The following is a 13,834-nucleotide window of genomic DNA, read 5'->3' as shown; positions in this document are numbered from 1 at the left end:
GGTGGCGCAGCAGAACGGGACCGACGGCCGGGGGCCGAGCGTCCTGGAGTCCATCGTGGCCGGTGTCCGCGAGGACCTCGCGGAGCGCGAGAAGGCCGTCGACCTCGACGAGATCAAGCGCCGGGCGGCGGCGGCACCGCAGCCCCGCGACGCACTGGCCGCACTGCGCGAGCCGGGCGTCGGCGTCATCGCCGAGGTGAAGCGGTCGAGCCCGTCCAAGGGAGCGCTCGCGGCGATCCCGGACCCGGCCGAGCTCGCCGGGGTCTACGCCGAGGGCGGAGCCCGGGTGATCAGCGTCCTGACCGAGCAGCGCCGGTTCGGCGGCTCGCTCGCCGACCTCGACGCGGTCCGCGCCCGGGTGGACGTCCCGGTGCTGCGCAAGGACTTCATCGTCACCCCGTACCAGGTGCACGAGGCCCGCGCGCACGGCGCCGACGTCGTCCTGCTGATCGTCGCGGCGCTGGAGCAGCCGGTTCTCGAGTCGCTGCTCGACCGGGTCGAGTCGCTCGGCATGACACCCCTGGTCGAGGTGCACACCGAGGAGGAGTGCGACCGCGCCCTGGAGGCCGGGGCGAAGCTCGTCGGCGTCAACTCGCGCAACCTGCACACCCTCGAGGTGAACCGGTCGGTGTTCGGGCAGATCGCGCCCGGGCTGCCCTCGAACGTGCTCAAGGTCGCCGAGTCCGGCGTCCGCGGGCCCGGCGACCTGCTCACCTACGCCGGCTGGGGTGCCGACGCGGTGCTCGTCGGCGAGGGCCTGGTGACCAGCGGCGACCCGGCGTCGGCCGTGCGCGGGCTGGTCGCGGCGGGCTTCCACCCGTCCTGCAGCCGCACCGGCGCCTGACCCCGTGCTGAGCACCGCCCTCGCGGCCATCCCCAGCCCGCCCCGCGGGGTCTGGGAGATCGGCCCGATCCCGATCCGGGCGTACGCGCTCTGCATCATCGCCGGCATCGCGATCGCCCTGTGGTGGGGCGAGCGGCGCCTGGTCGCCCGCGGCGGACGGCCCGGGACGGTGCTCGACGTCGCGGTGTGGGCGATCCCGTTCGGCCTGGTCGGCGGGCGGCTCTACCACGTCGCCACCGACTGGCACGTCTACTTCGGACCGGGCGGAGACCCGCTCGGTGCGCTGGCGATCTGGAACGGTGGCCTCGGCATCTGGGGCGCGGTCGCGCTCGGCGGTGTCGGTGCGTGGATCGGCTGCCGTCGCCACGGCGTCCCGCTGCCGGTGTTCGCCGACGCCGTGGCCCCGGGCATCGTCGTGGCCCAGGCCGTCGGCCGGCTCGGCAACTGGTTCAACCAGGAGCTCTACGGCGGCCCGACCACGCTGCCGTGGGGCCTGGAGATCTACCAGCGGGTCGACCCGGCGACGGGGTTGGAGGACCCGATCGGCGGCGTCGCGCTGGACCTGACGCCGGTCGCCGTCGTGCACCCGACGTTCCTCTACGAGCTGCTGTGGAACCTCGCCGTCGCCGCGCTCGTGGTGTTCGCCGACCGCCGGTTCCGGCTCGGCCACGGCCGGGCCTTCGCCGTCTACGTCGCGGGCTACACGCTCGGCCGGTTCTTCATCGAGATGATGCGTACCGACCAAGCCACCCGGGTGTTCGGCGACCTGCGGATCAACGTCGTCGTATCGGCGGTGGTGTTCGCCGGGGCGATCGTCTACCTGGTGCTCGCGCCGAAGGGCCGCGAGGATTTCTCGGCGGCCGAACCCGAGGAACCGGACCGGCAACGCGACAGCGCATGAGCGCCTTCACCGGCTTCGGCGACGGTGCGGTCGAGTTCTACGACGGCCTGCTCGCGGACAACTCGAAGGCGTACTGGACCGACAACCGCGCGATCTACGAGGGCGACGTCCGCGGCCCGATGCTGGCGCTGCTCGCCGACCTCGAACCCGAGTTCGGCGAGGGCAAGGTGTTCCGCCCGTACCGGGACGTCCGGTTCTCCGCCGACAAGACGCCGTACAAGACGCACTGCGGCGGCTACGCGCCGCCGTTCTACGTCGAGGTGTCGTCGGAGGGGATGCTCGCCGCGGGCGGCTACTACGCGATGGCACCCGACCAGCTGGGCCGCTACCGCACCGCGGTCGACGACGAGCGCCGCGGCGAGGACCTCCGCGCCCGGCTGGCCGCCGCACTCGACGACGGGCTGACCGTGAGCGGGGCGACGCTGAAGACCCGCCCGCGCGGCACCGATCCGCACCACCCGCGGCTCGACCTGCTGCGGCACACCGGGCTGTACGTGTCCCGCCGGTGGCCGCCGGACGACGTGCTGCACGGCCCGCGGGCCCGCGACCGGGTCCGGAAGGTCTGGCGGGCCGCGCGGCCGGTCACCGAGTGGATGGCCGACCACGTCGGGCCGAGCGAGCAGCCCCGCCGCTGAGCCCCGCCGCGCGTGACCCTGTCGCAGTCCCTCGGTGCTGTGCCAGAGTCGGACTCCGGTGCTCTTCCGGGTGGGTCGTGGTGAACCGGCGGCCGGGGGTCCGGCGAACACCGGACACGCGACGGAGCTGGGGGACGGCATGGGCGGGCACGCACCGGAACGGACGTCCGGACGAGGGGTACGGGCGCGGGGCCGGGGGCGGTGGCGTGCCCGCGCGGTGGCCGCGGTGCTTGCCGTCGCCGCTCTGCTGCTGGTCGGCTGCACGGCAGCACCCCCCGACACCGCCCCGGCCCCGACCGCCGACCCGGGTTCCGTCCCTCCCCGGGACGCGCTGTCCGAGCGGCTCGCGTCCACCGCGAGTGGTGCCGGGGCCGTGCCGCATCTCGAGGCGTTGCAGCGGATCGCCGACTCGAACGGCGGCAACCGGGCCTCGGGCACCCCCGGCTACGCGCGCTCGGTCGACTACGTGGCGGGTGTGCTGCGCGACGCCGGGTTCGAGGTCGAGACCCCCACCTACTACGACGAGGACCTGGGCCGCGAGCTGCGCAACGTCGTCGCCCGCACCCGTGACGGCAACCCGGACGCGGTCGTGCTCGCCGGCGCACACCTGGACTCGGTGACCGCAGGCCCGGGGATCAACGACGACGGCACCGGGGTCGCCGCGCAGCTCGAGATCGCGACCCGGCTCGGCCCGACCCCCGGCACGCCCAACACCGTGGCGTTCGGATTCTGGGGCTCCGAGGAGGAGGGCCTGTACGGCTCGAAGGGCTATGTCGAGGGCCTCTCCCGGTCGGAGCGCGGCGCCCACCTGCTCTATCTGAACTCGGACATGCTCGGCTCACCGAACGGTGGCTACTTCGTCCAGGGCGGGGTCGGGGACGAGGAGTCCGGGACCGGCCCGCCCGGCTCGGCGACGGTGGCCGCCGTGCTCATCGAGGAGCTCGCCGCGACCGGTGCGACGGCGGAACGGATCCCGCTCTACGGCGACGACGACGCCCCGTTCGTCGACGCCGGGATCCCCACCGCCGGTGCCGTCACCGGGGACGGCGACGCCAAGTCCGCCGAGCAGGCCGAGAAGTGGGGCGGGACCGCGGGTGAGGTCTTCGACCCGTGCTACCACTCGGCGTGCGACACGGTCGGCAACGTCGACCGGGAGAAGCTGGACCGCTACACGAAGGCGATCGCCGGGACCGTCGGCCGGTTCGCGGTGGCCGAGGGCCGCCCGACGGGCTGAGCCGGGCCGGTCACGCCGTCGCCCGCCGCCGGGACAGCGCCGCGTACAGCCCCAGGCCCAGCACCGCGCCGAGCACGTCGACCAGCCCGTCGAGCACGTCGCCGCTGCGGCCGATCGGGAGCACCGCCTGCAGCACCTCGGATGCCGCCGCGTACGCGGCCAGGCCGCCCAGCAGCGGCCACGTGCGGATCCCGGCGGCCCGCCCGGTGACGGCGAGGAGTGCGAACAGCGCCAGGTGCACGAGCTTGTCGGTCCCCGGTGGAGCCGCCGGAACCCCCGATGCCGGAGCGAACAACACACCCAGGCTGAGCAGGAGGGCGAGGACGAACGGCTGGACACGCACCCGGCCAGTCTCCTCCATCCCACCGACAGGCCGGGTTCCGGCAACCGGATCGTTCCAGACCAGCGCTAGGCTGGTTGCCGTGACACGTCGAACCAAGATCGTCTGCACCATCGGTCCGGCCACCGCGACGCCGGACCGGATCCGGGAACTCGTGGACGCCGGGATGGACGTGGCCCGGCTCAACTTCAGCCACGGTGACCGCGAGGACCACAAGCGCGTCTACGACATGGTCCGCGCCGCCGCGGACTCCACCGGCCGCGCCGTCGGCATCCTCGGCGACCTGCAGGGCCCGAAGATCCGCCTCGGCCGCTTCAAGGACGGCCCCACCGAGTGGGCGACGGGCGAGGAGGTGCGGATCACGGTCGCCGACGTGGCCGGCACCCACGACCGCGTCTCCACCACCTACAAGAGCCTGGCCCGGGACGCGTCGGTCGACGACCGCCTGCTGATCGACGACGGCAAGGTCGGCCTGCGTGTGATCGCCGTCGAGGGCGACGACGTCGTGTGCCGGGTCACCGAGGGCGGCCCGGTCTCCGACAACAAGGGACTCTCCCTGCCCGGGATGAACATCTCGGTGCCGGCCCTGACCGAGAAGGACATCTCCGACCTCGAGTTCGCGATGTCGCTGCGCGTCGACGTCGTCGCGCTCTCCTTCGTCCGCAGCCCCGCGGACATCGACCTCGTCCACAAGATCATGGACGGCTCCGGGTACGGCCGGGTCCCGGTGGTGGCCAAGCTGGAGAAGCCGGAGGCCGTCGACAACCTCGAGGCCGTCGTCCTCGCCTTCGACGGCATCATGGTCGCCCGCGGTGACCTCGGCGTCGAGCTGCCGCTGCAGAACGTGCCGCTGGTGCAGAAGCGCGCCGTGCAGATCGCCCGGGAGAACGCGAAGCCGGTCATCGTCGCCACCCAGATGCTGGAGTCGATGATCACCAGCTCGCGGCCCACCCGGGCCGAGGCCTCCGACGTGGCGAACGCGGTGCTCGACGGCACCGACGCCGTGATGCTCTCCGGCGAGACCAGCGTCGGCCGGTACCCGATCAAGACGGTCCGGACGATGGCCGAGATCGTCGAGGCGGTCGAGGCGGGCCCCGCGACGGTGCCGCCGCTGAACCACGTGCCGCGGACCAAGCGCGGCGTGCTGTCCTACGCCGCCCGCGACATCGGGGAGCGGCTCTCGGCGCGGGCGCTGGTCGCGTTCTCCCAGTCCGGCGACACCGTGCGCCGGCTCGCCCGGCTGCACACCCGGCTGCCGCTGCTGGCGTTCACCCCGGAGGCGGCGGTGCGCAGCCAGCTCGCGATGACCTGGGGCGTCGAGACGTTCCTGGTCGACAAGGTCGACTCCACCGACGCCATGGTCCGCCAGGTCGACCACGCGATCCTGTCCATCGGCCGGTTCAAGCCGGGCGACCTGGTCGTGATCGTCGCCGGTTCGCCGCCCGCGACCGTCGGCTCGACCAACCTGATCCGGGTGCACCGCCTGGGCGAGGACGACCACGCCTGATCGCGCATACTCCCGTCCCGTGAGTGCCGCCGATCCCGTTCCCCCGACCGAGCCGCGGGCGAGAGCCTCCGACGGTGAGCCGCGCGGGCAGACCGTGCTCGACGACCTGGTCGCGTTGCTGGACCTCGAACGCCTGGAGGAGAACCTCTTCCGCGGGGTGAGCCCGCCGGTGACACTGCCTCGGGTGTTCGGCGGCCAGGTCGCCGGGCAGGCGCTCGTCGCGGCCGGCCGCACGGTGCCCGAGGACCGCCGGGTGCACTCGCTGCACGCGTACTTCATCCGCCCCGGCGACCCGAGCATCCCGATCGTCTACGAGACCGAGCGGGTGCGCGACGGCCGCTCGTTCACCACCCGGCGGGTACTGGCCATCCAGCGCGGCGAGGCGATCTTCTCGCTGTCCGCGTCGTTCCAGCAGGAGCAGCAGGGGCTCGTGCACTCCGAGCCGATGCCTTCGGGCGTCCCGGCTCCGGACGAGGTCGACGACCTCGGGGCCCGTGCGCTGCGGGGCGAGGGCGGCTGGCTGGCAGGCCTGCCGCGCCCGCTGGACATCCGCCACATCGACGAGCCGGTGTGGTCGCCGAACCGGACCGCGTCCGACGAGCCGGTCCGGCTGTGGCTGCGCGCGGACGGGACGCTGCCCGACGACCCGTTGCTGCACGTCTGCCTGCTCACCTATGCCAGCGACCTGACGCTGCTGGGCTCGGTCCTGGCCCGGCACGAGGCACCCGAGACCGCTCCGCAGATGGCGAGCCTGGACCACGCGATGTGGTTCCACGAGCCGTTCCGGGCCGACGAGTGGCTGCTCTACACCTGCCACTCGCCGACGGCGTCCGGCGGTCGCGGGCTGGCGAGCGGGCGGTTCTTCACCGCGGACGGCCTGCTGGTCGCGACGACGATGCAGGAGGGCCTGGTCCGGGTGCGGGAGGCGCAGCGATGACGATCGAGGCGGACGTCTCCGTCGGGAGCGTCAACGGCGGGAAGCTGCCCGGGTTCCTGGTCCGTCCCGAGGACGGCGGGACGCCCGGCCCGGCGCTGGTGATGATCTACGAGCTGTTCGGGGCGACCCCGGAGATGCGCCGGATCGCCCGCGAGCTCGCCCGCGCCGGCTACACGGTGCTGATGCCGGACCTGTTCGCCCGCGGCCGGGTGCGGTCGCTGTGCGTGGCGTCGACGATGACGACGATGACCACCGGGCGGGGTGCGGCGCTGGGCGACTGCGAGTCGGCGCGGCGCTGGCTCGCCGACCAGCCCACGGTCGACCCCGAGCGGATCGGCGTCATCGGGTTCTGCATGGGCGGCGGGTTCGCCCTGCTGCTGTCGCAAACCGGGCGCTACCGGGTGGCGGTGCCCTTCTACGGCCGCACCGCGGCCCGCGTCGAGCCGCTGTGCCCGGTGATCGCCAGCTTCGGTGGCCGGGACCTGGAGTTCGCCGACGGCTACCCGCAGCGCCTCGAGGCCGATCTCGCCGAGCGCGGCATCCCGCACGACGTGAAGGTCTATCCGGACGCCGGGCACTCGTTCATGACCCGGACGCCCGGGGTCACCGGCGCGATCGCGCAGCGGCTGCCGATCCGGGCGGCCTACCACGAGCCGTCCGCGACCGACGCGACCGAGCGGGTGCTGGGGTTCCTGGAGGAGCACCTCTGATCGGGGAGTCGTGTCGGATCGGTGCCGGATCTGGCACCGATCCTGCACGAACCCGTGACCATGCGGTGGGTAACGGGATCGGGCGCCTGGGCTGACGAGTTCCGTGACCAACGTTGCTCGGCGGGGCACCAACTAAATCTTGGCGACGTCGGAGCGGCGGGTGTCGTCGAGGTCGCCGTCCCAGCCGACGCCCTCCAGGCCGGCGAGGAACTTCGGGGACAGGCGCGGCCCGACCAGACGTCGCAGGGCCAGGTCGACGGCTTCCCGTTTCGTCCGCAGGCTGTACCGGCGCATCACCTCGGTGACGAGATCGTCGTCCAGGTCGATGTTGGTGCGGGCCATACACCAATGTTTGCACCTCGAGGGCGGTGGTGCTGCGCGTAGCTGTGACGAGCGCGGTGCGGCGCCGGGACCGGGCGGGAGGCAGGATGGCGGCGTGAGTGAGCGCGCGAACAGATCCGCCGAAGCACCGTCACACCCCCAGCAGGACCGGGCCTGGGGCTTCCGCACCCGCGCCGTGCACGCGGGGACGGTGCCGGACGCCGCGACCGGCTCGCGGGCGGTACCGATCCACCAGACCACCAGCTACGTCTTCCGCGACACCGACGACGCCGCCGCACTGTTCGCGCTGCAGAAGTACGGGCTGGTCTACTCGCGGATCGCGAACCCGACGGTCTCCGCGCTGGAGGAGCGTCTGGCGAGCCTGGAGGGCGGGATCGGCGCCGTCTGCACGGCGTCCGGCCAGTCGGCGGAGTTCCTCACGTTCGCCGCGCTCGCCGGCGCCGGCGACCATGTCGTCGCGGCCGCCGGGCTCTACGGCGGCACGATCACCCAGCTCGACGTGACGCTGCGCCGCTTCGGCGTCGACACCACGTTCGTCCCGGGGACCGACCCGGCCGACTACGCCGCGGCGATCCGCCCGAACACGAAGTGCCTGTTCGCCGAGATCATCTCGAACCCGGGCGGCGAGGTCGCCGACGTCGCCGGGCTGGCCGAGGTCGCGCACGCGCGCGGGCTCCCGCTGATCATCGACGCCACCCTCGCGACGCCGTACCTGTGCCGGCCGCTCGAGCACGGCGCCGACCTCGTCATCCACTCGGTCACGAAGTTCCTCGGCGGGCACGGCACGACGCTCGGCGGTGTCGTCATCGACGGCGGCACGTTCGACTGGGGCAACGGGAACTTCCCGGGCATGACCGACCCGGTGCCGTCGTACGGCGGGCTGAGCTGGTGGGGCAACTTCCAGGAGCTCGGGTTCCTCACGAAGCTGCGTGCCGAGCAGCTGCGTGACGTCGGCGCGACGCTGTCGGCGCACTCGGCGTTCCTGCTGATCCAGGGTGTGGAGACGCTGCCGCAGCGGATGGACCAGCACGTGGCCAACGCGCAGAAGGTCGCGGAGTGGCTGGAGGCCGACCCGCGGGTGGCGTACGTGACCTACGCGGGCCTGCCGTCGCACCCGCACCACGAGCGCGCAGGGCGCTACCTGCCCGAGGGCCCCGGCGCGGTCTTCGCGTTCGGTGTGGCGGGCGATCGCACCGCCGGGGCCCGGTTCATCGAGTCGGTGCAGCTGTGCAGCCACCTGGCGAACGTCGGCGACGCCCGTACCCTCGTCCTGCATCCGGGGTCGACCACCCACCAGCAGCTCACGACCGAGCAGCTGGAGCAGGCGGGGGTGCCCGAGGACATGATCCGGATCTCGATCGGCCTCGAGGACCCCGACGACATCGTGTGGGACCTCGACCAGGCGCTGACCGCGGCCCAGAAGGAGAGCTCATGAGCTGGGAGAACCCGCCCGCTTGGCGTCGGCAGCAGATCCTGCGCGACACCCGGACCGTCGCGGTGGTGGGGGCGTCGCCGAACCCCGCCCGGGCCAGCAACTTCGTCGCGACCTACCTGCTCGCGTCCACCGGGTTCGACGTCTACTTCGTCAACCCCAACGCGCGCGAGATCCTGGGTCGCCCGGTGTACCCGTCGCTGGCGGAGCTGCCGGTCGTGCCGGACCTGGTCGACGTCTTCCGCAAGCCCGAGGACCTCGGCGGTGTGCTGGACGAGGTGCTCGCCCTGGAGTCGCGTCCGCGCACCTTCTGGCTGCAGTTCGGCCTGTTCGACGCCGAGCTGGCGGGCCGGGCGGAGGCGGCCGGGATCGAGGTCGTGATGGACCGCTGCCTCAAGGTGGAGCACGCCCGGTTCGCCGGTGGATTGCACCTGGCCGGGTTCAACACCGGAGTGATCAGCTCGCGGCGCCGCGACTGACGGAGCCCGTGCGGCCGGCCGGTGCAGCGCGGGCAGCGTCGTCAACCGTGGGGATAACCGGCCGGTCCGGCGTGACACCGCTGCGGCTCGGGTGGACGGTGGCGTCCCGCTCGCACCGACACCGCTTGCCGGAGGCCCGCCATGACCGCCACCGTGGACCACACCGGGAACCTGCGTGCCCGCATGACGGGCACCGTCGTGGCACCCGACGACCCCGGCTACGACGAGGCCCGGCGCGTCTGGAACGGCGCGATCGACCACAACCCCGCCCTGGTGGCGCGCTGCGCGGATGTCGAGGACGTCGTCACCGCCGTCGACCACGCCCGCAGCTGTGGGCTGGAGATCGCGGTGCGGGGCGGCGGGCACCACGTGGCGGGACTCTCGGCCGGGAACGGGACCCTGGTGATCGACCTGAGGTCGCTGAACGCGGTGATCGTCGACCCGGCTGCCCGGCGGGTCCGGGCCGGCGGGGGCGCGCTGCTGCGCGACGTGGACGCGGCCACCCAGGAGCACGGGCTCGCCGTCCCGTCCGGCGAGATCGGGCACACCGGCATCGGCGGCCTGACCCTCGGTGGCGGCATGGGCTGGCTGACCCGCCGCTACGGCTTGACGATCGACCACCTGCTCGGCGCGCAGGTCGTGCTGGCCGACGGGCGTGTCGTGCGGGCGTCGGCCGACGAGCACCCGGACCTGTTCTGGGCGCTGCGCGGCGGCGGGGGCAACTTCGGGATCGTCACCGAGTTCGAGTTCGCGGTGGTCCCGGTCGGTCCCGTCATCTCGTTCGGCCTGTTCTTCTTCGGGCTCGACGACGGCGCGAAGGTCCTGCGGCTGGCCCGCGACCTGATCCCCGACCTGCCCGGCACGGTCGGGTTCCAGGTCATCGCCCTGTGCGCGCCGCCCACCCCGTTCGTCCCCCAAGACGTGCAGTTCCGACCCGGCTGGGCGCTGGCCGTGATCGGGACGACCGGCGAGCAGCCCGACGCCGACGCCGAGACCGTGCACGCCCGCATCCGGGCCCAGGCCCCGGCACCGCTGTTCGAGTTCTGCACTCCGATGCCGTTCACCGCGCTGCAGCAGATGTTTGACGAGGCCAACGACTGGGGCCTGCACGTCTATGAGAAGGGCTGCTACCTCGCCGACCTCGGCGACCCGGTGATCGAAGTACTGGCGGGACAGGTGGCCCGCCGGGTCTCGCCGCTGTCCGTGGTGCACCTGTTCACCCTCGGCGGGGCGTACTGCGAGGTCGCCGACGACGCGACCGCGTTCGGCGGCGGCCGCAGCCCACGGTTCAACCTCTTCCTCGTCGGGCTGGCCCCGGATCTCGCCGGGCTGCCCGCGGAGCGGGCCTGGGTCCGGGAGTTCTACGCCGCGCTCGCACCGCACGCGATCGGATCCGGGGTCTACATCAACACGATGATGCCCGACGACGCGGCGCGGGTCCGGGCGAGCTTCGGGGACAAGTACGACCGGCTGGCCGCGATCAAGGCCGTCTACGACCCGGACAACGTGTTCCACCGCAACGCCAACATCCCGCCGGCCCGCTGAGCACCCGGCCCGCTGAGCATCCGGTCCGCCGTCACCAGCCGAGCAGGCCGACCAGCAGCGCGTGCAGCAGCCAGAACGGCCCGAACGCGAGCGCGACCAGTCCGCCCGGGCCCGCCCCGCGCCGGGCCGGCAGGAGCAGCGCGGCCGCGGTCAGCCCCCACGGCACCAGCAGCGCGAGCCCGCGCAGCGGCCACGAGGCGACGCCGGTGAACAGCGCCAGCAGCAGTGCCACCGCCGCCCAACCGGCGCCCGCGGCGACGCAGCGGGGGAGTACCGACCCGATCGGCGGCGGCGCCGAGGCCCGGTCGGCGACCGCGGCCCGTTCCGGCTCGGTGCCCGGCGGGTACGGCGGTGCGCCCGGCAGCGGGGCGTGCGGGCCGAGCCCGTCGGGGTCGATACTCGGGTACCCCGGCTCGCCCGGCCTCGAGGTGTGCGGGCCGAGCCCGTCGAGGTCGATCCCCGGGTACCCCGGCTCGCCCGGCGTCGAGGTGTACGGCCCGAACGCACCGGGGTCGATCCCCGAGTACCCGGGCGCGCCCTGCCACGACGGCGGCCGGTCGTCGTCCTCCGGTGGTCCGCCCGGGCCCCGCTCGCCGCTCATGCCTCGATGCTAGGCCGGGGCGAAGGCCGGCGGCCGTAGGTCAGCAGCCGCAGCAGGGTCTCGGCGGGGCCGCGCCCGCCGGTGCGGGCCGACCAGGTCGCCACCAGCACCGTCACCAGCCACACCCCGGCCCCGCACAGCGTCGCCGCCCAGACCGGCAGGCCCGCGCCCAGCCCGAGGGTCCAGGCCGGGAACAGCGCGACGAACGCCACCGACTGCGCCAGGTAGGCCGACAGCGACCGTCGCCCGGTGTCGACCAGCGACCGCCCCACCGATCCGGGACCGCCGCGCCGGACCCACCGCGCCGCGACCAGCCCGGCCAGCGCCGCGTAGCCCGCACCGGCCGCGTACCCGGTGAGCGCGTGCAGCGGCCCGAGCAGCAGCGCCGTGCCCGTCGGCGGGGCCCAGACCCCGGCCGCGACCAGCGCCAGCGGCAATCCGCCCAGCACCCCGGCGGTGATCCCGGCGACGGCGAGCCGCAGCAACGCGCCGCGGTGCCGCACGGGATCGGCCAGCCACCCCGCGCGGGCCAGCAGCACCCCGATCGCGGCCGCGCCGGTCAGCCCGATCGCGCTCAGCAGCAGGTTGCCGAACAACCACTCGCCGAACCGGTCGGTGGCGGCGGCAAGCACGTCCGGCGTCACCAGCGACGGCGACGCGGACGCCTGCGGCGTGTCGGTCAGCGCCACCGGGGCGTACAGCCCGACGAGCAGCGTGATCGTCCCGGCCGCCGTCGTCACCAGGGCGGTGGTGCTGCCACGGGCCAGCAGGCCGGCGAGCAGCACCGCGATCAGGCCGTAGGCCGCGACGAAGTCCCCGTGCCACAGCAGGATCGCGTGCGCCGCCCCGATCGCGAGCAGCGCCCCGCCGCGCCGCCGGACGAGGGCGAGCACCGCGTCACCCGCCGGCTCGCCCGGTGCCGTGCGCCGGGCCGCCAGGCTCGCGATGCCGAACCCGAACAGCAGCGCGAACAGCGGATACGCCCGGCCGTCGACCAGCGTCAGCTGCACCGCCGCGACGACCGCGTCCGCCCCGGTCAGGTCCCGCGGGTAGCCGCGGACCCCGATCCCGCGGTGGGTGACGAAGGTGTGCGCGTTGGCCACCGCGATCAGCAGCAGCGCCGCCCCGCGGGCCAGATCGGGGGCCGGGGAACGGTCGGCCACCGGGAGTCCGCGCACCGCGGCGACGCTACCCCGGTGTGGTTCCCGCCACCTGGAGCGATCCGTGTGCTCCCCGTCGCGGTGTTCCGGGGCGGACCCGACTAGGGTCCGTCCCGTGTCTGCTACCCCCGTCACCGTCACCGTCACCGGAGCTGCTGGCCAGATCGGTTACGCGCTGCTCTTCCGGATCGCCTCCGGGCAGCTTCTGGGGCCCGACACCCCGGTCAAGCTGAACCTGCTGGAGATCCCGCAGGCCGTGAAGGCCGCCGAGGGCACCGCGATGGAGCTCGACGACTGCGCGTTTCCGCTGCTGCGCGGCATCGACATCTTCGACGACGCCAAGGCCGCCTTCACCGGCGCGAACGTCGCGCTGCTCGTCGGCGCCCGCCCGCGGACCAAGGGCATGGAGCGCGGCGACCTGCTCGAGGCCAACGGCGGCATCTTCGGCCCGCAGGGCAAGGCCATCAACGACGGCGCCGCGGACGACATCCGCGTCCTCGCCGTCGGGAACCCGGCCAACACCAACGCGCTGATCGCCCAGGCCTCGGCGCCGGACGTCCCGGCCGAGCGGTTCACCGCGATGACCCGCCTCGACCACAACCGCGCGCTGGCCCAGCTGGCGAAGAAGCTGGACGTCGGGCTCGACGCGATCTCCAAGCTCACGATCTGGGGCAACCACTCCGCGACCCAGTACCCGGACCTGTTCCACACCGAGGTCAACGGCAAGATCGCCGCCGAGCAGGTCGAGCGGGACTGGCTGGAGAACGACTTCATCCCGACCGTCGCCAAGCGCGGCGCCGCGATCATCGAGGCCCGGGGCGCGTCGTCCGCCGCGTCGGCCGCGAACGCCGCGATCGACCACGTCCACGACTGGGTCAACGGCACCCCGGCCGGCGACTGGACCTCGGCCGCGATCCCGTCGGACGGCTCCTACGGCGTCCCCGAGGGCATCATCTCCTCGTTCCCGGTCACCTCCGAGGGCGGCGTCTGGAAGATCGTCCAGGGCCTGGAGATCGACGACTTCTCCCGCTCGCGGATCGACGCCAGCGTCGCCGAGCTCGGCGAGGAGCGCGACGCGGTGCGCAAGCTCGGCCTCATCTGAGTTCCCGTACGCATCGACCGCGGCCCCTTTCCCGGATCTGTCCGGGGGAGGGGCCGCTGTCGTGC

General features: G+C 73.7%; 15 protein-coding genes. 11 read left to right on the top strand and 4 right to left on the bottom strand.

What is annotated here, in order from left to right; all coding sequences use genetic code 11:
• The first annotated feature begins 1 nt into the window (after position 1).
• The 4 genes from trpC to JOF36_RS24435 all read left to right on the top strand — a co-directional run bounded on the left by trpC (position 2) and on the right by JOF36_RS24435 (position 3,614).
• Complete coding sequence (trpC, locus tag JOF36_RS24450) at positions 2-844, top strand: indole-3-glycerol phosphate synthase TrpC (RefSeq protein WP_210031129.1); 843 nt, start codon at positions 2-4, stop codon at positions 842-844.
• A 7-nt stretch (positions 845-851) separates the two neighbouring features.
• Complete coding sequence (lgt, locus tag JOF36_RS24445) at positions 852-1,745, top strand: prolipoprotein diacylglyceryl transferase (protein ID WP_210036210.1); 894 nt, start codon at positions 852-854, stop codon at positions 1,743-1,745.
• Positions 1,742-2,380: a DUF2461 domain-containing protein gene (locus JOF36_RS24440; RefSeq protein WP_210031128.1), complete on the top strand. Its 639-nt coding sequence runs from the start codon at positions 1,742-1,744 to the stop codon at positions 2,378-2,380. Before lgt ends, JOF36_RS24440 begins: the two co-directional genes overlap by 4 nt.
• 217 nt (positions 2,381-2,597) lie before the next feature.
• The gene (locus JOF36_RS24435; protein WP_210031127.1) at positions 2,598-3,614 is read left to right on the top strand and encodes a M20/M25/M40 family metallo-hydrolase; all 1,017 of its coding nucleotides are present in this window, start codon (positions 2,598-2,600) and stop codon (positions 3,612-3,614) included.
• 10 nt (positions 3,615-3,624) lie between these two features.
• On the opposite strand, the gene JOF36_RS24430 is transcribed toward JOF36_RS24435, so the two are convergent.
• Complete coding sequence (locus tag JOF36_RS24430) at positions 3,625-3,957, bottom strand: VanZ family protein (RefSeq protein ID WP_307862572.1); 333 nt, start codon at positions 3,955-3,957, stop codon at positions 3,625-3,627.
• A gap of 79 nt (positions 3,958-4,036) precedes the next feature.
• Between JOF36_RS24430 and pyk the strand changes: the two genes are divergently transcribed.
• From pyk to JOF36_RS24415, 3 genes are read left to right on the top strand one after another with little or no spacing between them, the layout of a single operon-like run.
• Positions 4,037-5,461, top strand: a complete 1,425-nt coding sequence (pyk, locus tag JOF36_RS24425; RefSeq protein ID WP_210031124.1) for a pyruvate kinase — start codon at positions 4,037-4,039, stop codon at positions 5,459-5,461.
• Positions 5,462-5,480: 19 nt separating this feature from the next.
• Positions 5,481-6,398, top strand: coding sequence for an acyl-CoA thioesterase (locus JOF36_RS24420; protein ID WP_210031123.1), 918 nt, complete (start codon positions 5,481-5,483; stop codon positions 6,396-6,398).
• Positions 6,395-7,108 (top strand): dienelactone hydrolase family protein, encoded by a 714-nt coding sequence (locus JOF36_RS24415; RefSeq protein ID WP_210031121.1) that lies wholly within the window; start codon positions 6,395-6,397, stop codon positions 7,106-7,108. The genes JOF36_RS24420 and JOF36_RS24415 overlap by 4 nt, the downstream gene beginning before the upstream one ends.
• A gap of 132 nt (positions 7,109-7,240) precedes the next feature.
• On the opposite strand, the gene JOF36_RS24410 is transcribed toward JOF36_RS24415, so the two are convergent.
• Positions 7,241-7,450 (bottom strand): type II toxin-antitoxin system VapB family antitoxin, encoded by a 210-nt coding sequence (locus tag JOF36_RS24410; protein WP_210031120.1) that lies wholly within the window; start codon positions 7,448-7,450, stop codon positions 7,241-7,243.
• Between the two features lie 94 nt (positions 7,451-7,544).
• Between JOF36_RS24410 and JOF36_RS24405 the strand changes: the two genes are divergently transcribed.
• From JOF36_RS24405 to JOF36_RS24395, 3 genes are all read left to right on the top strand, one after another.
• On the top strand, positions 7,545-8,885 hold the full coding sequence (locus JOF36_RS24405; protein WP_210031119.1) for an O-acetylhomoserine aminocarboxypropyltransferase/cysteine synthase family protein: 1,341 nt from the start codon (positions 7,545-7,547) through the stop codon (positions 8,883-8,885).
• Complete coding sequence (locus JOF36_RS24400; RefSeq protein WP_210031117.1) at positions 8,882-9,361, top strand: CoA-binding protein; 480 nt, start codon at positions 8,882-8,884, stop codon at positions 9,359-9,361. Before JOF36_RS24405 ends, JOF36_RS24400 begins: the two co-directional genes overlap by 4 nt.
• A 141-nt stretch (positions 9,362-9,502) precedes the next feature.
• Positions 9,503-10,906, top strand: coding sequence for an FAD-binding oxidoreductase (locus JOF36_RS24395; protein WP_210031115.1), 1,404 nt, complete (start codon positions 9,503-9,505; stop codon positions 10,904-10,906).
• A gap of 31 nt (positions 10,907-10,937) precedes the next feature.
• On the opposite strand, the gene JOF36_RS24390 is transcribed toward JOF36_RS24395, so the two are convergent.
• Positions 10,938-11,507 carry a hypothetical protein gene (locus tag JOF36_RS24390; protein WP_210031113.1) on the bottom strand — a complete coding sequence of 190 codons (570 nt, stop codon included), beginning with the start codon at positions 11,505-11,507 and terminating at the stop codon, positions 10,938-10,940.
• Entirely contained in the window at positions 11,504-12,685 is a 1,182-nt protein-coding gene (locus tag JOF36_RS41050; RefSeq protein ID WP_210031112.1) for a DUF418 domain-containing protein, read from the bottom strand. The genes JOF36_RS24390 and JOF36_RS41050 overlap by 4 nt, the downstream gene beginning before the upstream one ends.
• Positions 12,686-12,782: 97 nt before the next feature.
• Here JOF36_RS41050 and JOF36_RS24380 point away from each other — a divergent pair, with 97 nt between their 5' ends.
• Positions 12,783-13,769: a malate dehydrogenase gene (locus tag JOF36_RS24380; RefSeq protein ID WP_210031111.1), complete on the top strand. Its 987-nt coding sequence runs from the start codon at positions 12,783-12,785 to the stop codon at positions 13,767-13,769.
• Positions 13,770-13,834: the final 65 nt, after the last annotated feature.

Source organism: Pseudonocardia parietis, from assembly GCF_017876315.1.
GTDB classification, from domain to species: domain Bacteria; phylum Actinomycetota; class Actinomycetes; order Mycobacteriales; family Pseudonocardiaceae; genus Pseudonocardia; species Pseudonocardia parietis.
The sequence above is the reverse complement of the archived record's forward strand: the minus strand, read 5'-3'. Positions and strand labels throughout refer to the sequence as shown.